Consider the following 20750-nt stretch of genomic DNA (forward strand, 5'->3'; position numbering starts at 1 on the left):
GCGGGGCGCCGCGGCCCGGACGGGACGGATCGGAGGACCCGTAGGCTGGCGGTATGACGGGTGAGAGCGATCTGCGGGCCCTGCTGAGCGGCATGCGGCCGGAGTTGAATCCGGGCCGCTACGTCTTCACCTCCGTGACCGGAGGCGTGCCCGAGGGCCTGGTGCCCGTGGTCACGGTGACCGAGCCGGAGGGGCTGACCCTGGTCGTCCCCGAGGAGGCGGCCGACGCGGCGGGCCTGGCCTACGACTACGTCGCGGGCTGGATCACCCTGCGCGCCCACTCGGCGCTCGACGCGGTCGGGTTGACCGCCTCGGTCTCGCGGGCCCTCGCGGACGCGGGTCTCAGCTGCAATGTCGTGGCGGGCTTCCACCACGACCACCTCTTCGTGCCGCACGAGCACGCGGCCCGGGCGGTGGACCTGCTGGAGGAGCTGTCGCGCTCCTCCGCATGAAGGACGCCCCGGGGAAGGGGCACGGGCCCGCCGCGGGATGCGGGGCGGCCCCGGGCGGGGGCACCGGCCCGCCGCGCGGACGGCATCCGGCGGCTCGGCCGGCCTGGTGGTGGTGCGGTGCGGATGCGAATACCTCGTGGTCCCGGTGACTCCCGGACGGACCGGGCGACGATCCGCCGGGGGCCGGTGCGCTCTGTGCCCGGAGCCGGACTCGAACCGGCACGCCCCCGAGGGGCAGCGAGGTTTAAGCTCGCCGTGTCTGCATTCCACCATCCGGGCGTGCACGCGGTCAGCGTCAGCACGGAGACTATCGGTGGCGATCGCTCCACGATGGGTGGCGATGGCCCGATACTGTCGTATTTTATTGGTGCTTGATGGGGTGTCAGTGCAGGTCGGAGCGGGTGGCTCCAGAAGGGACAGGGCGGAACCAGGAGGTGTGCGGGGCCGTTGATTGACGGAAAAATGCCGCCTCTGTTCCGCATGTGAACCGCGACTGCCGCGTTCCGCCCCTCTCAGGGACGGCGTCATACCCAGGGATGACTCCCCCCGCGTGCGGTCCGACCGCAGAGGGCCCCGGAAAGGGGCAGCGGGACTGACGCCCGGGCACGGGAGCGGGGACACCATGGAACGGTCCCTGCAGCACAGCCCCACAGGAGTCCTCCCGTGACCACCGCCCCCATCGCTCACCGCGCCACCGCCGTGGCCGCCCGCGCCACGGACCTGTCCAAGGTGTACGGACAGGGCGAGACCCGGGTGGTCGCGCTCGACCGGGTCAGCATCGACTTCCGCCAGGCCGAGTTCACGGCGATCATGGGCCCGTCCGGCTCGGGCAAGTCGACCCTGATGCACTGCGTGGCCGGGCTCGACAGCTTCAGCTCCGGCTCGGTGCGGATCGGCGAGACCGAGCTCGGGTCGCTGAAGGACAAGCAGCTGACCCAGCTGCGCCGGGACAAGATCGGTTTCATCTTCCAGGCGTTCAACCTGCTGCCGACGCTCACCGCGCTGGAGAACATCACCCTTCCCATGGACATCGCCGGGCGCAGGCCCGACAAGGAGTGGGTCGACCGCGTGATCGGGATGATCGGGCTGCGCGACCGGCTGGGCCACCGGCCGAACCAGCTCTCCGGCGGGCAGCAGCAGCGTGTGGCCGTCGCCCGCGCCCTCGCCTCCCGTCCCGAGATCATCTTCGGCGACGAGCCCACCGGCAACCTGGACTCCCGCTCCGGCGCCGAGGTCCTGGGCTTCCTCCGCAACTCGGTGCGCGAGCTCGGCCAGACCGTGGTCATGGTCACCCACGACCCCGTCGCCGCCTCCTACGCGGACCGGGTGGTCTTCCTGGCGGACGGCCGGATCGTCGACGAGATGATCGACCCGAGCGCCGACGGCGTCCTGGACCGCATGAAGGCCTTCGACGGCAAGGGCCGCACCAGCTGACCCGCGTCCGCCGCGGCCGGTGACCGGCACCCGTGCGCGTCAGCGCGCCGAGCCCGTACCGCCGCGGCCTCCCGTGCGCCCCCCGGGGCGCCCACCGAACCCACCTGACGTCGCCGGACCCGCGCCCCGAAGCCGCGGGCCCTCGTCGGCCTCCCTCTCCCAGGACAGACACGATGTTCCGTACCGCCCTGCGCAATGTGCTCGCGCACAAGGCCAGGCTGCTGATGACCGTACTCGCCGTGGTGCTCGGCGTGGCCTTCGTCTCCGGCACCCTGGTCTTCACCGACACCCTCTCCCAGGCCTTCCGCAGCCAGTCGGCGAAGAGCTACGACGACGTGGCCGTCGCCGTCACCTCCTACGCCGACAGGAACGACGCCCGGCAGGAGCCCGGCCTGCCGGAGCGGACGCTCGACCGGATCCGCGCCCTGGACGGGGTGGCCGACGCCCACGGCCGGATCGACGGCTTCGCGGGCGTGGCCGACCCCGACGGCCGGCTGATCGGCGTCGGCTGGTCCAACAAGGGCGCCAACTTCGCCCCCGGCGAGGACGGCGAGGACCCCGCCTACACCTTCACCGACGGCAGCGGACCCCGTGAGGCGGGCGAGATCGCCCTGGACACCGACTCCGCCGCCCAGGGCGAGTACGCGGTCGGCGACCGGGTACGGGTGGCCACCAACGGGCCGGTGAAGGAGTACACCCTCAGCGGCGTCTTCACCACCAGGGACGGCGCGGTGAACGCCGGCGGCAGCCTGGTGCTCTTCGAGAACTCCGTCGCCCAGCAGCAGTACCTGAAGACCGGCTACTACCGGGACATCACCGTGACGGCCGCCGAGGGCGCCGACGCCGCGCGCATCCTCGACGCCGTCGAGCCGCTGCTCCCCGAGGGGGCCGAGGCCAGGACCGGCCGCGAACTCGCCGACGAGCAGGCCGACGACATCGAGTCGGGCCTGGGCGCCCTGAAGCAGGTCCTGCTGGGCTTCGCCGCGATCGCCCTGTTCGTCGGCGTGTTCCTCATCTCCAACACCTTCAGCATGCTGGTCGCCCAGCGCACCAAGGAACTCGCGCTGATGCGCGCCGTGGGCGCCTCGCGCCGGCAGATCACCCGCTCGGTGCTGACCGAGGCCGCGGTGGTCGGCGCCGTCGCCTCCGCGATCGGCTTCGCGCTCGGTGCGGGACTGGCGGTCGGGCTGCGCTCCGGCATGGCCGCGTTCGGGATGAAGGTCCCGGACGGCCCTCTGGTCATCTCCTCCGCCCCGGTTCTGGCCTCGCTGGCGGTCGGCGTCCTGATCACCATGTTCGCCGCCTGGCTGCCCGGCCGCAGGGCCGCGAAGATCCCGCCGGTGGCGGCGATGGGCAGCGTCCACGCCGTGGCCACCACCAGGTCCCTCGTGGTCCGCAACTCCATCGGCGCGGTCGTCGCCGGGGTCGGTGCCGCCGGGATCGTCGCGGGTGCCGGAGCGGGCGGCGACGAGGGGCGGATGCTCATCGCCGCAGGTGCCTTCCTCGCCCTCATCGGGGTGATCGTGCTCATCCCGCTGCTCTCCCGTCCGGTGATCGCCGCCCTGCGCCCCGTGCTCGTGGGCCCGTTCGGGGTCTCCGGGAAGCTGGCCGGCCAGAACGCGGTCCGCAACCCGCGCCGGACCGGCGCCACCGCCTCCGCGCTGGCGATCGGCCTGACCCTGGTCACCGGGCTGTCCGTGCTCGGGGTGACCGTCGGCACCGCGCTCGACAAGATGACCACGGACAACATCAAGGCCGACTACATGGTCACCATGGCGAACGGCGGACCGCTCGACCGGTCCGCGCTCGCCGCACTGGAGAAGGCTCCGGGCGTCACCGCCGTGTCCCCGCAGCAGTCGGTCCACCTCGAGTTGGACGGCAGCACGGCCTCCGCCTCGGCGGTCACGCCCGGTGCCATCGGCGAGGTCCTGAACGTGGAGGTGGTCGACGGCGACCTCGCATCCCTGGCCGCCGGCAAGGTCGCGGTCGCGGAGGACACCGCCCGGAGCCGGGGCTGGAAGGTGGGCGACACGCTTCCCGCGGTCTTCGGCGACGACGCCAGGGGGAACCTGGCGGTGGGCGCCGTCTTCAAGGGCAGCGAGTTCCTCTCCCCCGTGCTGCTGGACACCGCGGTGGCCGACCCGCACGAGCTCAGGCCCTACATCCCGCAGATCTTCGTGGCCACGGACGGCGGGCAGACCGCCGCGAACGAGAAGGCGCTCATCAGCGCCCTCGGCGAGAACCCGGCCATCAGCGTGATGGACCGGCAGGACATCCGCGACCAGTTCGGCGGCATGATCAACACCCTGCTGAACATCATGTACGGCCTGCTGGCGATGGCCCTGGTCATCGCGGTCCTCGGTGTGGTGAACACCCTGGCGATGTCGGTGTTCGAGCGGCAGCAGGAGATCGGCATGCTGCGGGCGATCGGGCTCGACCGGCGCCGCGTCAAGCGCATGGTGCGTCTGGAGGCCGTGGTCATCTCGCTGTTCGGCGCCCTGGTCGGCATCGGGCTGGGCACCTTCCTCGGCTGGGCGATCGGCGAGTCCATCCGCGGGAACATCCCCGGCTACGCGCTGGTCCTGCCCTGGGGCCGCATCGGGATCTTCCTGCTGCTCGCCGGGCTGGTCGGGGTGCTGGCCGCACAGTGGCCCGCCCGCAGCGCCGCCCGGCTGAACATGCTGACGGCCATCAAGGCGGAGTAGCGGCAGGGGCCGGCGCCCGTCCCGGGACGGGCGCCGCCGGTCCCCGCGGGGGCCCGGCCGGGCGCATCGGACGCGCCCGGCCGGGCCCCCGCGTACCCACGCGGTGCCTCAGCCGGGCGGCCGCTCGGACCAGGAGCGCGTCCGCGCCGGCATCCCGGACCCGCCCGAGTCGGCGGTGCGCACCGCGAGGACCTGGTTCACACCGATGCGGTTGCGCTCGAACGAGACCGCGCAGGCCGCCATGTAGAGCCGCCAGACCCGGGCCCGGCCGGGCGAGGTGAGGCCTGCGGCCCGGCGCCAGGAGGACTCCAGGTTGGCCACCCAGGCGCGCAGGGTGCGGGCGTAGTGCTCCCGGAGCGCCTCGACGTCACGGACCTCGAAGCCCGCCTCCTCCAGGGTGGCCACGGTCCGCCCCAGGGGGGAGAGCTCCCCGTCGGGGAAGACGTAGCGGTCGATGAACTCGTCGACCCGGTAGGCCGACTCGTCGGCCTCCGGGCGCCGGGCGATCTGGTGGTTGAGCAGCCTCCCGCCTGGCCGCAGCAGGGACAGCAGCCGGTCGGCGTACTCCCGGTAGCGCACCTCCCCCACATGCTCGGCCATCCCGATCGAGGCGACGGCGTCGTAGGGGCCGTCGCGGACGTCGCGGTAGTCCTGGACGCGGATCTCGATCCGGTCGGCGAGCCCCTCCTCGGCGATCCGCTTGCGGGCGTGGGCGGCCTGCTCCCGGGAGAGCGTGACACCCGTGACACGGGCCCCGTAGCCGCGCGCCGCGTGGACGGCCAGGGCGCCCCAGCCGCAGCCGACGTCGAGCAGCCGGTCGCCCTCCCGGAGGGCCAGCTTGCGGCAGACGAGGTCGAGCTTGTCCCGCTGGGCCTCCTCCAGGGTCCCCTCGGGGCCGCCCCAGTAGGCGCAGGAGTACACCATCGACGGGCCCAGGACGAGGGAGTAGAAGTCGTTGCCCACGTCGTAGTGGTGACTGACGGCCGCCTTGTCGCGCCGTCTGGTGTGCTGCCCACCGATGCGATGGCGGCGCACCTCCTCCGGCGGCGGCGGGGGCGGCGGCAGCACACCGCCCAGCCTCAGCAGGCCCCGGGCCCCGGCTCGCACCGCCGGGTCGCGCAGCGCGGGCAGGGCGACCGCGGGCCCCCGCTCCCACAGGATGCCGGAGAGCCGGTCCAGCGCGGTGTACAGGTCTCCTTCGACGTCGATCTCGCCGGCCACCCAGGCGCGTGCGAGCCCGAGCTCACCGGGCTTCCACAGCAGCCGCCGCAGGGCCCTGCGGTGGCGGACGACGAGGACGGGGCCGTCGGGGGGTCCCGACTCGCTGCCGTCCCAGGCGCGGACGCGCAGCGGGAGCGGGGCTCCCAGCACCTCTTCCGCGAGAGTGGTCAGCCGCAGTGCGGCGTCGGCCATGGCACACACCTCCGTGACGGTGGTTCCCACGAAACGCTCGTGCACGAAACGCTCTCTACCGACAACAGGGTGACCGCGGCCGGGACTTCCCGGATCGGGCACCTGATCGCGCCCGTGCGGCGGCAGACGGCGGAAGGGGGGTGGCCGGTGCGCGCGGCGGGCGGACGCCGGGAACGCCGAAGGGGCCGTCCGCACCACGGATGGCGGACGGCCCCTTCGGAACGGGTCGTGCTAGGAGGCCTTGGCCTTCTCGGCCTCCGGCTTCGCCGCGGCCGGGGCCGGGGCGGGCTTGGCGGCCTCGTAGAACTCCTCGCGCGGCGTCTCCATGGCACCGAGGGAGACGACCTCGCGCTTGAGGAACATGCCGAGCGTCCAGTCCGCGAAGATGCGGATCTTCCGGTTCCAGGTCGGCATGGCCAGACCGTGGTAGCCGCGGTGCATGTACCAGGCGAGACGGCCCTTGAGCTTGATCTTCATCTTGCCCATGACGATCATCGCGACGCCCTTGTGGAGGCCGAGGCCCGCGACGGCACCCTTGTTGGCGTGCTTGTAGGTCTCCTGCGGGAAGCCGCGCATCCCGGAGATCACGTTGTCGCCGAGGAGCTTGGCCTGGCGCAGCGCGTGCTGGGCGTTCGGCGGGCACCAGGCGTTCTCGACGCCGGCCTCGCGGGAGGCCATGTCCGGCACCTGGGCGTTGTCGCCCGCGGCCCAGATGTAGTCGGTCCCGTTGACCTGGAGCTTCTCGTTGCAGTCCACATGGCCGCGGGGGCCGAGCGGGAGGCCGAAGCGGGCGAGCGCCGGGTTCGGCTTCACACCGGCGGTCCACACGATGGTGTTGGAGTCGACCTCCAGGCCGTTCTTCAGCACCACGTGGCCGTCGACGCAGGAGTCCATGGAGGTCGAGAGGTAGATCTCGACCCCGCGGCCCTCCAGGTGCTCCTTGCCGTACGTGCCCAGCTTGGGCCCGACCTCGGGAAGGATCCTGTCGGCGGCGTCGACGAGGATGAAGCGCATGTCCTCGCGCTTGACGTTGTTGTAGTACCGGGCCGCGTCGCGGGCCAGGTCCTCCACCTCGCCGATGGTCTCGGCACCGGCGAAGCCGCCGCCGACGAAGACGAAGGTGAGCGCCCGGCGGCGCACCTCCTCGTCGGTGGTGGAGTCGGCCTTGTCGAGCTGCTCCAGCACGTGGTTGCGCAGCCCGATGGCCTCCTCGATGCCCTTCATGCCGATGCCCTGCTCGGCCAGGCCGGGGATCGGGAAGGTGCGGGAGACGGCGCCGAGGGCGATCACCAGGTAGTCGAAGGGCAGCTCGTAGGCCTCGCCGACCAGGGGGGCCACCGTGGCGACCTTGCGGTCCTGGTCGATGGTGGTCACACGACCGGTGAGGACCTCCGCCTTGGGCAGCACACGCCGCAGCGGGACGACGACGTGCCGAGGCGAGATGCTGCCGGCGGCAGCTTCGGGAAGGAAGGGCTGGTAGGTCATGTACGACCGCGGGTCGACGACCGTGACGGTCGCCTCGCCGTAGCGCATCTTCTTCAGGATGCGACGTGCTGCGTACAGGCCTACGTACCCACCGCCTACAACGAGGATCCGGGGACGCTCCGTGGTGCTCATGGCATCGAGTATCCACCCCCCTCGGAGGGGGGGCTCGTGAGCCCCTTCACAAGGTTTCCGGGGCCTTCTGCTACACTCCGCCGCCCACGTGACCCAGGTCATGGGGGCCGGAGGGAACCACCGCGCGTCGGGGGACGTTGTGCACCCCTCGTGAGCTGCCCGCTCTGCTGCGGGGCGGAGTCTCCCGCGACCGCGGCCGAGCGGGGCGAAGCCTCCACCGAGGGTCGCAGAATCGTTCTTCCGAAGCCCAACCGGCGCCCGGAGCGGGGGTTTCAAGGGCCGAACGGGCCCATCGGGAGCGAAATCCTTGTGAAGAAGTTCACGAACTTTCCCGACCGAGGGGCCCCGGCGGCCCCGGAACGGGCACGGAACCCACCGGTAGGTTACCGTCGCGCCGCCCCGGCGGCGGCCGTCCCGCCCCCGGACCCCGCGCACCGCGCCACCGGAGGACCGGCCCCGCGCACCGCCCGGGGCGGGGAGCCGCCCGCCCGGCTCAGCCGACGAGTCCCAGCTCCGCGGCCCGCACACCGGCCGCGAAACGGCTCTGGGCCCCGAGCTTCGCGACCAGCCCGGTCAGCAGCCGGCGCAGGGTCCGCTCGGAGCAGCCGAGCCGGCGCGCGATGGCCTCGTCCTTGGCGCCCGCCGCCAGCAGGGCCAGCACCTCGCGCTCCCTCGGCGTGTAGTCCTCGGCCGCGGAGCCGCCCGCCGCCCCCTCCCGGAGCGGGACGTCGTAGGGGCGCGCGGTGCTCCAGTGGTGGTCGAAGACCTGGGCGAAGCACTCCGCGAGCCGGGCACCGTGCAGGATCACGTCCTCGCCGTCACCGCCCCGGGGCTGCGGCGGTCCGAGCGCCATCACGGTCACCACACGGTCCACGACGTTGAGGTGGAGGGGGACGGTGGTGGCCGTGCGGATGCGCGCGCCGTGCTCCAGCAGGGTCGCGAGATAGCGGGCCACGCCGGTCTGGCGGGTCGCCCGGGTGGAGACCAGCAGCGTCAGGTCGACGCCCCGCTCCAGCATCCGCATGTCGCCCTCCAGGCTCGCGTCGATCACCTCCGGGCCGGGGAACACCGCGCGCATCGCCAGCAGTTCGTCCCGGCACAGGGCGTCGAGGTCCTCCATCCGCTGCCGCAGCACCGCCCGGTCCGAGAAGAACTCCGCCTCCAGCGTCTGGCGGCCGCTCGTCCTCAGGGCGGGCATGAGCCGGAGGACGTCGTCGAAGGCGTCGAGGGTGCGGTGCAGGGCGTCCACCCGGCCGCGCTGCTCCAGGAGCAGTTCGTGCAGGGCCCGCTCCGGTGCCGCGGGGCGGCCCGTCCCGGTGTCGGCGAGCCGGCGCTCCGCGAGCCAGCGGCGGACCTCCTCGGGCAGCGCGTCGGCAGGGTCGGCACGAGCGGGTTCCGGCAGGACGGGACCGCCCTCGCCGGGGGGCTGCGCGCTACCGGGTCGCTGGGGGTCCGTGGCCGACATGGGCCGACCCTAGTGCCCCCGGGCCGCCCCGGCGCCGTCGGTGCGGGCGCGCGAGCGGTCTGTCCGCATTCGGCCACGCCTGTTTCGGCCGTGGTCAACCCCCCGTCGCCCGCACTATGTTCTCGGCGTGTACCGACGGCACCCGACGGCGGCAGGCGGTGATCCCCTCCGCCGACCGGGTGCACGGTGCTCCGGGCGCCCCCTTCTCGGGTGGGTGGGCGGTGCCCCACACACCGCCCACCGCCGCGGCGCCCGGTCCGTACGGCCCCGCACGCTCCCTCGATCCCCGGCTCCGAGCCGTCCTCCACCCACTCGAACCACTCTCCCGTCCGGCGCCGAGGAGGAGGCACCAGGGGAAGCCGGACACCGCCCCGCCCGGCCGGTCGCGCACCGGCCGGGCGCCGGGCCTCCCGGTGCGGGCGCGCGTTCGGCGTGATCGTGCCGCGCGGGAGCGGGCCGTGGAGCGGCCTCCCGGTGCGGGCGCGCGTTCGGCGCGCGGGCCCCGGCACCCGGTGCAAGGCTGGGAGGGCCGACACCCCCGGGAGCGCGCAGGAGGCGCAGGCCATGATCACCACGGACTTCGTGCCCGGCTCACCGTGCTGGCTGGACCTGGGCGTACCCGATCTCGACGCGGCGGCGGCCTTCTACGGTGCCGTCTTCGGCTGGCGGACCGCCTCGATGGACCCCGGCTCGGGAGCGGACGGCGAGGGCGACTACCGGATGCTGCAGCTCGACGGCCGGACCGTGGGGGCGCTCGGGAAGCTCACCGAGGAAGGCGCCCGCCCGGCCTGGATGGTCTACTTCAGCACCCCGGCGATCGAGGAGACGGTCGCGGCCGCCGAACGCGCGGGCGGAAGCGTGCGCACGCCCGCCTCCGAGGTCGCCGAGGAGGGCCGCTTCGCCCAGCTCACCGACCCCCAGGGCGCCCAGTTCGCCGTCTGGCAACCGGGCAGCTACCCGGGCCTCCAGGCGGTCGACGGCCCCGGCAGCCTCGGCTGGGTCGAGCTCTACACGACCGACTCTGCCGCGGCGCAGCGCTTCTACGGCGAGGTCTTCGGCTGGACGGGCCAGGACATGGAGCTGCCCGGCCAGAGCGGCACGTACACGATGGTGACGCCGAAGGGGCAGCCGCCGGAGCGGATGTTCGGCGGGGTGATGGCGGTGCCCGGCATGTTCGCCTCGGGTGGCGCCCGGCCCTACTGGCACCCCGTCTTCGGCTCGGCGGACTGCGATGCCACCGTGGCCCTGGTCCGGGAGAGCGGCGGCGCGGTGTCCATGGGCCCGGAGGACGCCGAGGGCGTCGGGCGGCTGGCCGTGTGCACGGACCCGGACGGCGCGGAGTTCGTCGTCCTGACGCCCGCCCCCCGGTAGGTCCTCGCCCGGGCCCGGCGCCCTCGTGGTCACGGTGGGCGACCGGCGGGACGTCCACCGCAGGCCGTGACGCCCCGCCCGGCACCCGGGCCGCCGGGCACCGCCCCTCAACGCACCTCGGGCGCAGCGGAGCAGACGATCGGGGCGGGGCTCGCACATGCACACGGACGCGATTCCGGGACCTATGCCCGTGTACACGGATCTGCGTACACTGACCTCATGGCTGAGAACACCGTGACCGTACGGGAAGCGCGCGCACACCTCGCAGACCACATCAACCGGGCCGAGGAAGGCGTCCCGACCGTCATCACCCGCAACGGCGCGCCGGTGGCGGCCGTGGTCCCGATCTCGGACTTCGAAGCGCTGGAGGAAGCGGCCGACGTGATGCTGGCGCGCGAGGCCGAAGCGGTGCTGGCCGAGGGCGGCACCACCGTGACCATGGCGGAACTGCTGGCGGACCTGTTCAGCGAGCAGGACGGCGAGGCCGCGTGAAGTACGCCTTCCGGTTCACTGCGGCGGCGCAGCGTCAGCTCCGGGCCGTCAGCCGACCCGACGCCATGCGCATCCTGACCGCGTTGACCACACTGGGTGACGACCCCTACCGCCAGGACGCCGACGTCAGGAAGCTCGCCGGCCCGTCGGGCCTGTACCGGCTCCGGGTCGGAAGCTACCGGATCGCCTACCAGGTCAACGACGGCGAACTCGTCGTCCTCGTGGTCACGGTGGGCCACCGGAGGGACGTCTACCGCAAGCTGTGACGCCCCACCCGGCACCCGGGCCGCCGGACACCGCCCCTCAACGCACCTGGCCCGCAGCGGAGTAGGCGATCCCGTCGAGGATGTCGTGCTCGCTGACGACCACCTCGCGGGCCCCGGTCCGCTGCATGATCGTGAGGAGCACCAGCGCCCCGGCCTGGATGACGTCGACCCGGCCGGGGTGCATCACCCCGATCGCGGCGCGCTCCTCGTGGGTGGCGCCCAGCAGCATCCGGGAGATCTCCCCGACCCGCTCGACGGGGATGCGGGCGTGGTGGATGGCCTCGGAGTCGTAGGCGTCCAGCCCGAGGGCGATCCCCGCGACGGTGGTCACCGACCCGGCCAGCCCCACCAGGGTGCGGGCCTTCGCCAGGGGGACGCTCTGCTCCACGAGGTCCAGGGCGGCCTCGACGTCGGCGCGGATCGCGGCGATCTGCTCCTGCGTGGCGGGGCTGCCGGGGGCGTGCCGCTCGGTCAGCCGCACGCAGCCGATGTCCACGGACCGTGCGGCGAGGCCCGGGCCGCCGTCCTCGGCACCCCCGCCGCCGACCACGAACTCCGTCGAGCCGCCGCCGATGTCCACCACCAGGTAGGGGGTGTCCAGGTCCTCGCGGCCCGCCAGCGACCGGGTGGCCCCGGTGAAGGAGAGCTCCGCCTCGCGGTCCCCGGTGACCACCTCGGGCTCGACGCCGAGGATGTCGCGCACACCGCGGACGAAGTCGTCCCGGTTCTCCGCGTCGCGGGAGGCGGAGGTGGCGACGAAGCGCACCGCCTCGGCGCCGAGGTCCCCGATCACGGCGGCGTACTCGCGGCAGGCGGCGAAGGTGCGCTCCAGGGCCTCGGGCGCGAGGCGGCCGGTGCGGTCGACGTCCTGCCCGAGGCGCACGATCGTCATCCGGCGGTCGAGTTCGACGAGCCGCCCCGTGGCGGCGTCGACGTCGGCGACCAGGAGCCGGATGGAGTTGGTGCCGCAGTCGACGGCGGCGACGCGGGTCATCGGGCGTCCTCCCCGGACTCGCCGTTCCCGGCGCAGCCGGAGACGCAGGGCCCCTTGCGCCACCACTCGGGGAGCATGGCCAGCGCCTCGTCGCCGAGCGGGTTGACGCCCGGCCCGGCCGCAAGCGCATGGCCGACGAGCACATGGAGGCACTTCACCCGGTCGGGCATGCCCCCGGCACTCGGGAAGCCCTGGAGGACCTCGACGGCGTCGCGGCGGGCGATGTAGTCCTCGTGGGCCGCGCGGTAGGCGGCGGCCAGCTCGGGATCGGTGGCGAGGCGCGCCTGCATCTCCTTCATCACGCCCTCGGCCTCCAGGGTCCCGATCGCGGAGGCGGCACGCGGGCAGGTCAGGTAGTAGAGCGTGGGGAAGGGAGTCCCGTCCGGCAGGCGCGGCGCGGTCTCGACGACGTCCGGGCGCCCGCAGGGGCAGCGGTGGGCGATCGCGCGCAGTCCGCGCGGCGGGCGGCCGAGCTGCTGCTCGAACGCGATCACGTCCGCCTCGGTCGGCTCGGTGTGCTCGGTGGTGGGAGGAGGGGTGTCCATGCCTGCCTTGCTGCTCTGTCCGCTGATGGGTTCGTTCGCTGGTGTCGTGCCGTGCGCCGGTGGCGGCGCGGGGTCCGGGTGCGGCCCGGGGCCGGATGCGCCGGCGGCCCGGCCGGGCGCGCTCGGCGTCCTCTACTCGCGGTCGGCGTCGTCGACCCCGTTCCACACGTTGGAGTACCAGGGCCGGTCGCCGGCGCCCGGGTCCTCCCGGCGCTCCTCGGCCGCCTCCGGGTCGATGACCGTGTAGCCGGTCTCGCCGGGGAGCACGTAGTGCAGGTGCTCCCGGGCCAGCCGCCGTACGTAGGCGTCGTCGCGGAGCCGGGCCTTCTCGTCGCGCAGCCGCTCGACCTGGGCGCGTGCCTCGTCCATCAGCCGCTCCTGCTCGGCGATCTCCGCACGCTGCGAGACGTACTGGCGCATCGGGTAGGCGAGCGCGACGACCAGGGAGCAGACGACGAGGGCGAGGAACGCGGCCCGGCCGGTCAGCCGGGAGCGGCGGTCCTGGCGGCGGTTCTGGGACCGGTAGACGCGCGCGGCGGTCTGCTCCCCGAGCAGCCGCAGCCTGGTCGCGGTGGAGAACCGGTCGGGCTCCGGCCTGCGCGCCATGGTCTCGCCTCCCCTTCACACGCGGACGTCCCCGGACACGGTACGGGACCGGGGACGGGGACGTACGGAGGCGTGGTGCACGGGCGCCCGCCGGGGCCGCCGGTCCGCGAGGCGGACGTCGGCGGTCCCGGGGGCGCTGGCGCCTACTGGTCCGCGGAGCGGAACCGGGGGAAGGCGGAGCGGCCGGCGTACACCGCGGCGTCGTCGAGGATCTCCTCGATGCGCAGCAGCTGGTTGTACTTGGCGACGCGCTCGGAGCGGGCCGGGGCACCGGTCTTGATCTGGCCGCAGTTGGTGGCGACGGCCAGGTCGGCGATGGTGACGTCCTCGGTCTCGCCGGAGCGGTGGGACATCATGCACTTGAAGCCGTTGCGCTGGGCGAGCTCGACGGCGTCCAGGGTCTCGGTGAGCGAACCGATCTGGTTCACCTTGACCAGCAGGGCGTTGGCGATGCCCTCCTCGATGCCGCGGGCGAGGCGCTCGGGGTTGGTGACGAACAGGTCGTCGCCCACGAGCTGGACCTTGGTGCCGAGCTTGTCGGTGATGACCTTCCAGCCGGCCCAGTCGTCCTCGAAGAGCGGGTCCTCGATGGAGACGAGCGGGTAGGCCGCGACGAGCTCCTCGTAGTACTCGGTCATCTCGGCCGCCGAGCGCGACTTGCCCTCGAACTCGTAGACGCCGTCCTTGTAGAACTCGGACGCGGCGACGTCGAGGGCGAGCGCGATGTCCTTGCCCGGGACGTAGCCGGCCTCCTTGATCGCCTCGATGATGAGGTCGAGGGCGGCGCGGTTGGAGTCCAGGTTGGGCGCGAAGCCGCCCTCGTCGCCGAGGCCGGTGGACAGGCCCTTGGTCTTCAGCACCTTCTTGAGGGTGTGGTAGACCTCGGTGCCCCAGCGCAGCGCCTCGGAGAAGGACTCCGCGCCGATCGGGGCGATCATGAACTCCTGGATGTCCACGTTGGAGTCCGCGTGCGAGCCGCCGTTGAGGATGTTCATCATCGGCACGGGCAGCAGGTGCGCGTTCGGGCCGCCGAGGTAGCGGAAGAGCGGCAGGTCGGATGCCTCGGAGGCCGCGTGGGCGACGGCCAGGGAGACGCCGAGGATGGCGTTGGCGCCGAGCGAGGACTTGTCCGGGGTGGCGTCCAGGTCGAACATCGCCTGGTCGATCAGGCGCTGCTCGGTGGCGTCGTAGCCGACGAGCTCCGGGCCGATCTGCTCGATGACGGCGAGGACGGCCTTCTCGACGCCCTTGCCCTGGTAGCGGTTCTGGTCACCGTCGCGGAGTTCGAGGGCCTCGAACGCACCGGTGGAGGCGCCGGAGGGGACGGCAGCACGGCCGGTGCTGCCGTCGTCGAGGCCGACCTCGACCTCGACCGTGGGATTGCCTCGGGAGTCCAGGATTTCCCGGGCTACGACGACGTCGATGGACGGCACGAGCATCTCCTTCTGGGATGTGACGCGAGATAGGTGCAGAGGTCTGCTTGGCCTTGCGCCAAGAGCCTAACCGCCCCGGGGTGAAAGCCCGGCCGATGCCCGCCCCGTGGGACGAAAAAGGACATCACAACCCGTCGAACCGGACATACAGCGGCCATCTACCCGCCGGTAACTCCGTGGGGGCTCCGGCACGGACGGGGGAACGGAGCCCGGAGCGCAAGGACCCCGGCCCGGCGCGTTCGGGGGAAGGTGCGCCGGGCCGGGGCCGGCCCGTGGCCGCCGGGGCGGAGGGAGAGGCCGCCCGCGGCGGAGGCGGAGGGTCAGCGCAGGTGGAGCTGCTGGCCCGGGTAGATCACGTCGGCGCTCTGCAGCACGTCCTTGTTCAGCTCGAAGAGCTTCTTCCAGCCGCCCTCGACCTTCTCGGCCTCGGCGATGGCGCTCAGGGTGTCGCCGGCCTTGACCGTGTACTCGCCGTCGCCCTTCTTGACGGCCTTCGGCGTCGCGGGGGCGGACTGCTTCGGGGCCTCGGCCCGCTCGGAGCGGGTGGTCGGGACCTCGGCGCGCTGCTGCGGCTGCTCGGCCGCGGCGCCGCCGTAGGGGGTGCTGGAGAGGTTGACGCCGCAGCTCGGCCAGGCGCCCTTGCCCTGGCCCGCGAGGACCTTCTCGGCGATGGCGATCTGCTGGGCCTTGGACGCCTTGTCGGCGGTGGCGGCGTAGGCGGTGCCGCCGTAGGCGGCCCAGGTGGAGGCCGAGAACTGGAGGCCGCCGTAGTAGCCGTTGCCGGTATTGATGGACCAGTTGCCGCCGGACTCGCACCGGGCCACGGCGTCCCACTCGGCGGCGGTCGCGGCGGAGGCCGGGCCGGCGGTGAGCAGCGGGGCGGCGACGGCCGCTCCGGCGACGCCGACGAGGGCGGCGACGCGCGAGACACGGGACGGACGGCGGTGCTTGGCGGTGCCGGAACGCAGCATGGATGGACTCCTCACCGACGCCTGCGAGGTGAGCTGTCGGGTTCGGGCCGGAAGGAATGCCCGGCCGCGCTGCACGGATGCGCGCGGCTTCACCCCGAGCCGTCCCCGGGCAGCCCTTCCGGGCCGCCGGGACCGGCAACGTACCTTGGGTCCCCCGCTCCTGCCTTCGGCGCTTTTCGAGCGTCGACTGTTCCCCCCGACCGACGGCAGGATTCGGCGTGACGGTCAGCGGTGCCCACCGGTGGCGAGCGGTTCCGACGGTAAACACACCTCTCCCCGATGTTCGAATACGAACATCGGGGAGAAACCGGACGAACCGCCAGGGCCGAATGAACCGTTTCCGCAGGTAGAGGTAGAGGTGACCGAAATCGACTGGTGAAACCGGCCAGTTGCGGCGAAGAGACCCTTGTCTCACTTGCGCAGAACGGACAACTCCGGACCTATCGCCGGGTGGAAGGGGCTTACGGAGCGGGGGATTCCGCGGGCTCCGCGCCCAGATCGAGAGTCTGACCGGGGAGGATCAGGTCCGGGTCCTCGCCGACGACGGCCTCGTTGGCCTCGTAGAGCGCCGACCAGCCGCCGGGGACCTCGCCCTGCTCGGCGATGCCCCAGAGGCTGTCGCCCTCCTGCACGGTGTAGGAGCCCTCGGGCGCGGCCCCGGCCGCGCCCTCGCGCACCGACCCGTCACCGCGCGAGGGGTGGCCGTCGCCCTCGCGCGCCTCGTCCGGCCGGGCCTGGCCCGCCTCTTCCGCGGGGGCCCCGCGGTGCTTGCCGCGGCCCGCGGAGCCGACGGCCCCCTCGTGCTCCTCCGCGGAACCCTCGGCCCCGGGGGCGCCCGCGGCGGGCTCCGCCGGTGCGGAGGGCTCCGCGGACGGCTCCGAGGAGGGCTCCACGGGAGCGGCGGACGGGGCCGCCACCCCGTCGGAGGTCACGGACGGGGAGGGAGAGGGGGAGGCGGCGGCCTGCTCCGCCGCGCGCTCGCCCGGCATGGGGCCCGGCCCCTCCGCCACCGGCCCGCTCTTCGGGGAACCGGTCCCGGGGGCCTCGGCGGCGGGAACGGCCGCCTCCGGCTCCAGGCCGGGGTCGAGGGCGCTGTCGGGGCCGTCGTCGGTCAGCCCCGCCACGACGGAGCACGCCTGCCAGGTGCCGGCCCCCCGGGCGTCCAGCACCCGCTCCGCGACGGTGATCTGCTGGGAACGGCTCGCCAGGTCCGCGGTCGGTGCGTACGCCGTGCCGCCGAAGGACTCCCACGCCTCCTGGGACAGCTGGAGCCCTCCGTAGAAGCCGTTGCCGGTGTCGATCGACCAGTTGCCGCCCGACTCGCATTCGGCGACGCGATCCCAGGTCGCGGCGTCGGCGGCGGAGGCGGATCCGGCGCCGAGCAGCGGGATGGCGATGGCCGATCCCGTCACCCCCGCCGCGACGACGATGGCCGGTGCCTGGCGGGGGCGGCGGTGGCGTCCGTTCCCGGAGAGCATGCGGTTGCCTTTCGCGTGACTACAGGGGACCGTGCGGCGGTTGTCAGCCGCCGAGGTCGACGTGAACGTAGCCGTATTCGAACGTAAGTCACAAGTCGATGCACTGCAGATTACGTAAAAGTCACAACCCTGACGGAGCGTCAACTACTCTCCGGGGTGAACTCGACCGGCAGAGTGCGCAATCCACGCATGATGAGCCCCCCACGCCACCGCAAATCGCCTGGATCGCCCGCATCTCGCAGATCGGGCAACCGGGTCAGCAGGGTAGCGAGGGCCGTCTGCCCCTCCAGCCGCGCCAGCGGGGCGCCGAGGCAGTAGTGGATGCCGTGCCCGTAGCCCAGATGCTGGTTGTCGCGGCGGGTCAGGTCCAGGGTGTCGGGGGCGTCGAAGCGGGCGGGGTCCCGGTCCGCCGCCGCGAGCACCACCAGTACCGGGTCGCCCACCCCGACGGACTGCCCGCCGAGGCTGAGGGGCTCGGTGGCGAACCGCCAGGTGGCCAGCTCCACCGGCCCGTCGTAGCGCAGGAGTTCCTCCACCCCGGTCTCCAGCAGCCCGCTCTCCCCGGCCGCCAGCGAGGCCTGGAGCAGCGCCCGCTGCTCCGGGTGGCGCAGGAGCGCGTGGACCCCGTTGCCGATGAGGTTCACGGTGGTCTCGAACCCGGCGAACAGCAGGATGAACGCCATCGCCGCGGCCTCGTTCTCGGTCAGGTGCTCGCCGTGGTCCGAGGCGGCGATGAGCCCGGAGAGGAGGTCGTCGCCCCCGCCCTCGCCGAGTTCCGCGCGCTTGCGGTGGATCAGCTCGGCGAGATAGCCCCGCATCTTCTTCACCGAGCGCGCCACGCCCCCGCGGGGACCGCCGCCGTGGCGGATCATCATCCCCGCCCAGTCCCGGAAGTCGTCCTGGTCCTCGCGCGGGACGCCGAGCATGTCGCAGATGGCGTAGATGGGGAGCGGGAACGCGAACTCGTGGATCAGGTCCGCCTCGCCCCTCGCCGCGAAACCGTCGATGAGCCGGTCGGTCAGCTCCTGCACCCGCGGCTCGAAGGCGGCGACCCGGCGCGGCGTGAACGCCTTGGAGACCAGCCTGCGCAGCCGGGTGTGGTCGGGCGGGTCGATGTTGAGCAGATGCGTCATCAGCTCCGCCTTGCGCTCCCCCGGGATGCCGGTCCTGCCCCTGGCGTGCGCCGGTTCGTCGTGGTGCGCCGGGTTCTTCGACAGCCGCTGGTCGGCGAGGGCCTGGCGGGCGTCGGCGTAGCGGGTCACCAGCCAGGCCTCCACGCCCGAGGGCAGGACCGTGCGGTGCACCGGCGCGTGCTCGCGCAGCCACGCGTAGGCCGGATAGGGGTCGGTGGCGAACTGCCGGCTGAAGAGCGGGGGGACGGGCCCGCCGGCACCCGTGCGGGGGCATCCGCCCGGCGCGGCCCCGGGCTGCTCCCGCCCCGCGCCCGGACCGTCGGGTGCGGGGGAACCGGGACCCGGCGCGTCCGCCGCCGGGGACCGCTGCGGGCCGGGCGGCTCCGGCCGTTCGTCCGGGGTGTGCGGGGTGCTCGGCGTGCTCGGGGCGTTCACCCCTCGACGCTACCCGGGCCGCCCTCCGCCGCACGGATCGCGTCCCGGTAGGCGCGGGCCGCCGCCCGCAGCGCCGCCTCGGGGTCGGTGCCGTCCGCCTCCGCGCGGACCGCCAGGCGCAGCAGCTCCCAGCCGACCCCCTCACCGGACGGCGGCTCCACGGCGAGGCCCGCCGTACGCGCCCGGGAGGCCAGCTTGGCGGCGAGCGCCAGACCGGGCTGGCCCAGCGGCACCCCCTCGGTGACCGAGGTGCGCTGCTTCTCCACGGCCTTGGTGCGCAGCCAGTGCGCCTTGACGTCCTCGGGGGTCTCGGCATGCGCGTCGCCGAAGACGTGGGGGTGCCGGTGGACCAGCTTCTCCACGATCCCGGCGGCCACGTCGTCCACGGAGAACGGCTCCTCCTCGTCCTCCTCCGCGATCCGGGCGTGGAAGACCACCTGGAGCAGCACGTCGCCGAGTTCCTCGCGGAGCTCCGTGCGGTCGCCGTCCTCGATCGCCTCGACCAGCTCGTACGCCTCCTCGATGCCGTACTTCGCGAGGCCCCGGTGGGTCTGCCGCGAGGACCAGGGGCAGGAGCGGCGGATGCGGTCCATGACCTCGACCAGATCCAGCAGCCGGGCGCCCGGCAGGTCGTAGGAGCCGGGCAGCAGCTCCAGCTCCGGCATCCGCACCCGGCCCGAGCCGCCGAGGCGGGCCAGGGCGTCGGTCAGCGGCCGGTCGCCGGTGCCGGAGGTGACGACCACCACCGTCCGGCCGCCGGTGCAGGCCGCCACGAGTTCCTCGGCACCGGGCACCCCGGGGCGCACGACGACGCCCGCCTCCCGCAGGTAGGGAAGCTGGGGGTGCGCCTCGTCGGCGCAGAGCACCAGGTCGGCCGCGCGCAGGGCCGTCCAGGCGGGCCACGACAGCAGCCCCGGGGCCACCCGGTGGCTGGCGGTGAGCAGGACGAGACGGCCGGCGTCGGCGGATGCTTCCTCGGTCATCCGTCGAACCTACCTCCCGGTCAGGTGCCGGTGGTCTCGGGCTCCTGCCCCGGGGACACCTGGAAGATCCAGGGGGCCTTGTAGGCGCCCAGCTCCAGCCTGCCGTCGTCCCAGGCACCGAAGCGCGGGTTCACGTCGATGTCCAGGGACCGGGCCGCGGCGGTGAAGGCCTCGTTCATCGCCTCCTGGCCCTCGGGGGTGTTCCCGGCGCCCAGCTTCTCCGCCAGCTTGCCGACCAGGACGTCCCGGCGGACGAGGTCGTCGAGCTGGTCCGGGGCCACACCGCGCTGCTGGAGGTAGAGGGCCGCCATCTGCTCCTGGCCGCCCGACTGGCCGGCGAGTTCGGCCCGGGCGTCCTGCACCTCCTTCCGGCTGACCGTGACCCCGGCGTCCGCGGCGGCCTTCTCGACGATCCGGTCCACGATCAGGTCGTAGAGCTTGGCCCGGCCGAGCTGCCCGGTGTCGCTGATCATCCGGGCGCTCTCCTCGGAGTCCTGCTGCGCCTCGCGTACGTCTCTGACCTGGGCCTGCACGGTGGACACCTCGATCCGCTCGCCGCCCACGACGGCGGCGGCCCCGGGGTGTGCCTGGCTGCCGCAGGCGGCCAGCAGCGGCGCGGAGACGAGGGCGGCGGAGAGGGTGAGCGCGGTGCGACGACGGCGGTGCAAAGGAGCCTCCCGGCGTGATTGTGCTTCGGTGCACAAGACCTTGCGGTGATCGATGGTAGGCAGTCGGAGTGGCCCAGGCCACTGATTCGCCAAACGATTCCGCAGGCGGACGGGATGCGGCGGCCCCGACACGGCGTGCCCGGCGCCCGGCGCCCGGCGGCGGGAGCGTGCACGGGAGCCGGCGCGGGCCCGCGGACCGCGGCCGGACGGGCACCGCGGGCGCGGCCGGCGCGGCACCGACTCCGACGCTCACCGGGCGTTCACCTGGTGCTCATGCTGCGGTCAGCGA

At 73.5% G+C, this 20750-nt stretch carries 18 protein-coding genes, 1 tRNA gene and 1 riboswitch; of the genes, 6 read left to right on the forward strand and 13 right to left on the reverse strand.

All coding sequences use genetic code 11. The annotated features are described in order from the left end of the window. The first annotated feature begins 53 nt into the window (after positions 1–53). Positions 54–452, forward strand: a complete 399-nt coding sequence (locus ACGF15_RS28100) for an ACT domain-containing protein (protein ID WP_345615144.1) — start codon at positions 54–56, stop codon at positions 450–452. Between the two features lie 196 nt (positions 453–648). Here the strand turns inward: ACGF15_RS28100 and ACGF15_RS28105 are convergent. Beyond that, positions 649–731 (reverse strand) — tRNA-Leu (locus ACGF15_RS28105). 384 nt (positions 732–1115) lie between these two features. Between ACGF15_RS28105 and ACGF15_RS28110 the strand changes: the two genes are divergently transcribed. Both ACGF15_RS28110 and ACGF15_RS28115 read left to right on the forward strand, forming a co-directional pair. Next, positions 1116–1886 (forward strand): ABC transporter ATP-binding protein, encoded by a 771-nt coding sequence (locus ACGF15_RS28110; RefSeq protein ID WP_256525832.1) that lies wholly within the window; start codon positions 1116–1118, stop codon positions 1884–1886. A 173-nt stretch (positions 1887–2059) separates the two neighbouring features. Continuing rightward, a complete protein-coding gene (locus ACGF15_RS28115; RefSeq protein WP_392802974.1) occupies positions 2060–4591 on the forward strand; it encodes an ABC transporter permease in 2532 nt (843 codons plus the stop codon). A gap of 108 nt (positions 4592–4699) precedes the next feature. Here the strand turns inward: ACGF15_RS28115 and ACGF15_RS28120 are convergent, their stop codons facing one another. The 3 genes from ACGF15_RS28120 to ACGF15_RS28130 all read right to left on the reverse strand — a co-directional run bounded on the left by ACGF15_RS28120 (position 4700) and on the right by ACGF15_RS28130 (position 9086). After that, positions 4700–6004 (reverse strand): class I SAM-dependent methyltransferase, encoded by a 1305-nt coding sequence (locus tag ACGF15_RS28120; protein WP_392802977.1) that lies wholly within the window; start codon positions 6002–6004, stop codon positions 4700–4702. A 231-nt stretch (positions 6005–6235) separates the two neighbouring features. Then, entirely contained in the window at positions 6236–7621 is a 1386-nt protein-coding gene (locus ACGF15_RS28125; protein ID WP_345615141.1) for an NAD(P)/FAD-dependent oxidoreductase, read from the reverse strand. A 493-nt stretch (positions 7622–8114) separates the two neighbouring features. Next, a complete protein-coding gene (locus ACGF15_RS28130; RefSeq protein ID WP_360649834.1) occupies positions 8115–9086 on the reverse strand; it encodes a LuxR C-terminal-related transcriptional regulator in 972 nt (323 codons plus the stop codon). 564 nt (positions 9087–9650) lie between these two features. Here ACGF15_RS28130 and ACGF15_RS28135 point away from each other — a divergent pair. The 3 genes from ACGF15_RS28135 to ACGF15_RS28145 all read left to right on the forward strand — a co-directional run bounded on the left by ACGF15_RS28135 (position 9651) and on the right by ACGF15_RS28145 (position 11215). Then, on the forward strand, positions 9651–10457 hold the full coding sequence (locus ACGF15_RS28135; protein WP_345615139.1) for a VOC family protein: 807 nt from the start codon (positions 9651–9653) through the stop codon (positions 10455–10457). A gap of 219 nt (positions 10458–10676) precedes the next feature. Next, positions 10677–10949 carry a type II toxin-antitoxin system Phd/YefM family antitoxin gene (locus ACGF15_RS28140; protein WP_362606610.1) on the forward strand — a complete coding sequence of 91 codons (273 nt, stop codon included), beginning with the start codon at positions 10677–10679 and terminating at the stop codon, positions 10947–10949. Beyond that, on the forward strand, positions 10946–11215 hold the full coding sequence (locus tag ACGF15_RS28145; protein ID WP_392802983.1) for a type II toxin-antitoxin system RelE/ParE family toxin: 270 nt from the start codon (positions 10946–10948) through the stop codon (positions 11213–11215). The genes ACGF15_RS28140 and ACGF15_RS28145 overlap by 4 nt, the downstream gene beginning before the upstream one ends. Before the next feature lie 37 nt (positions 11216–11252). Here the strand turns inward: ACGF15_RS28145 and ACGF15_RS28150 are convergent, their stop codons facing one another. The 9 genes from ACGF15_RS28150 to ACGF15_RS28190 form a co-directional block, all read right to left on the reverse strand. Further along, positions 11253–12209: an exopolyphosphatase gene (locus ACGF15_RS28150; protein WP_392802986.1), complete on the reverse strand. Its 957-nt coding sequence runs from the start codon at positions 12207–12209 to the stop codon at positions 11253–11255. Then, entirely contained in the window at positions 12206–12754 is a 549-nt protein-coding gene (locus ACGF15_RS28155) for a DUF501 domain-containing protein (protein ID WP_345615137.1), read from the reverse strand. Before ACGF15_RS28155 ends, ACGF15_RS28150 begins: the two co-directional genes overlap by 4 nt. A 132-nt stretch (positions 12755–12886) precedes the next feature. Continuing rightward, the gene (locus ACGF15_RS28160) at positions 12887–13360 is read right to left on the reverse strand and encodes a septum formation initiator family protein (RefSeq protein WP_392802988.1); all 474 of its coding nucleotides are present in this window, start codon (positions 13358–13360) and stop codon (positions 12887–12889) included. Positions 13361–13503: 143 nt separating this feature from the next. Then, entirely contained in the window at positions 13504–14799 is a 1296-nt protein-coding gene (gene eno, locus ACGF15_RS28165; RefSeq protein ID WP_345615135.1) for a phosphopyruvate hydratase, read from the reverse strand. Positions 14800–15113: 314 nt separating this feature from the next. After that, positions 15114–15764 (reverse strand): transglycosylase family protein, encoded by a 651-nt coding sequence (locus ACGF15_RS28170; protein ID WP_345615134.1) that lies wholly within the window; start codon positions 15762–15764, stop codon positions 15114–15116. A gap of 3 nt (positions 15765–15767) precedes the next feature. Continuing rightward, a riboswitch (cyclic di-AMP (ydaO/yuaA leader) is annotated at positions 15768–15946 on the reverse strand. Positions 15947–16225: 279 nt separating this feature from the next. Continuing rightward, positions 16226–17242 carry a transglycosylase family protein gene (locus ACGF15_RS28175; RefSeq protein WP_392802993.1) on the reverse strand — a complete coding sequence of 339 codons (1017 nt, stop codon included), beginning with the start codon at positions 17240–17242 and terminating at the stop codon, positions 16226–16228. A gap of 140 nt (positions 17243–17382) precedes the next feature. Next, complete coding sequence (locus tag ACGF15_RS28180; protein ID WP_392802996.1) at positions 17383–18810, reverse strand: cytochrome P450; 1428 nt, start codon at positions 18808–18810, stop codon at positions 17383–17385. Next, positions 18807–19793 (reverse strand): nucleoside triphosphate pyrophosphohydrolase, encoded by a 987-nt coding sequence (locus ACGF15_RS28185; RefSeq protein WP_362606631.1) that lies wholly within the window; start codon positions 19791–19793, stop codon positions 18807–18809. Before ACGF15_RS28185 ends, ACGF15_RS28180 begins: the two co-directional genes overlap by 4 nt. Before the next feature lie 20 nt (positions 19794–19813). After that, a complete protein-coding gene (locus ACGF15_RS28190; protein ID WP_345615130.1) occupies positions 19814–20461 on the reverse strand; it encodes a SurA N-terminal domain-containing protein in 648 nt (215 codons plus the stop codon). Positions 20462–20750: the final 289 nt, after the last annotated feature.

The organism is Streptomyces sp. NPDC048001 (assembly GCF_043203115.1).
Lineage (GTDB): Bacteria > Actinomycetota > Actinomycetes > Streptomycetales > Streptomycetaceae > Streptomyces > Streptomyces sanyensis.

Coding starts and splice junctions, on each gene's coding strand:
- ACGF15_RS28100 (WP_345615144.1), top strand. CDS start 54: ATGACGGGTGAGAGCGATCTGCGGGCCCTGCTGAGCGGCATGCGGCCG.
- ACGF15_RS28115 (WP_392802974.1), top strand. CDS start 2,060: ATGTTCCGTACCGCCCTGCGCAATGTGCTCGCGCACAAGGCCAGGCTG.
- ACGF15_RS28120 (WP_392802977.1), bottom strand. CDS start 6,004: ATGGCCGACGCCGCACTGCGGCTGACCACTCTCGCGGAAGAGGTGCTG.
- ACGF15_RS28125 (WP_345615141.1), bottom strand. CDS start 7,621: ATGAGCACCACGGAGCGTCCCCGGATCCTCGTTGTAGGCGGTGGGTAC.
- ACGF15_RS28130 (WP_360649834.1), bottom strand. CDS start 9,086: ATGTCGGCCACGGACCCCCAGCGACCCGGTAGCGCGCAGCCCCCCGGC.
- ACGF15_RS28135 (WP_345615139.1), top strand. CDS start 9,651: ATGATCACCACGGACTTCGTGCCCGGCTCACCGTGCTGGCTGGACCTG.
- ACGF15_RS28140 (WP_362606610.1), top strand. CDS start 10,677: ATGGCTGAGAACACCGTGACCGTACGGGAAGCGCGCGCACACCTCGCA.
- ACGF15_RS28150 (WP_392802986.1), bottom strand. CDS start 12,209: ATGACCCGCGTCGCCGCCGTCGACTGCGGCACCAACTCCATCCGGCTC.
- ACGF15_RS28155 (WP_345615137.1), bottom strand. CDS start 12,754: ATGGACACCCCTCCTCCCACCACCGAGCACACCGAGCCGACCGAGGCG.
- ACGF15_RS28160 (WP_392802988.1), bottom strand. CDS start 13,360: ATGGCGCGCAGGCCGGAGCCCGACCGGTTCTCCACCGCGACCAGGCTG.
- eno (WP_345615135.1), bottom strand. CDS start 14,799: ATGCTCGTGCCGTCCATCGACGTCGTCGTAGCCCGGGAAATCCTGGAC.
- ACGF15_RS28170 (WP_345615134.1), bottom strand. CDS start 15,764: ATGCTGCGTTCCGGCACCGCCAAGCACCGCCGTCCGTCCCGTGTCTCG.
- ACGF15_RS28175 (WP_392802993.1), bottom strand. CDS start 17,242: ATGCTCTCCGGGAACGGACGCCACCGCCGCCCCCGCCAGGCACCGGCC.
- ACGF15_RS28185 (WP_362606631.1), bottom strand. CDS start 19,793: ATGACCGAGGAAGCATCCGCCGACGCCGGCCGTCTCGTCCTGCTCACC.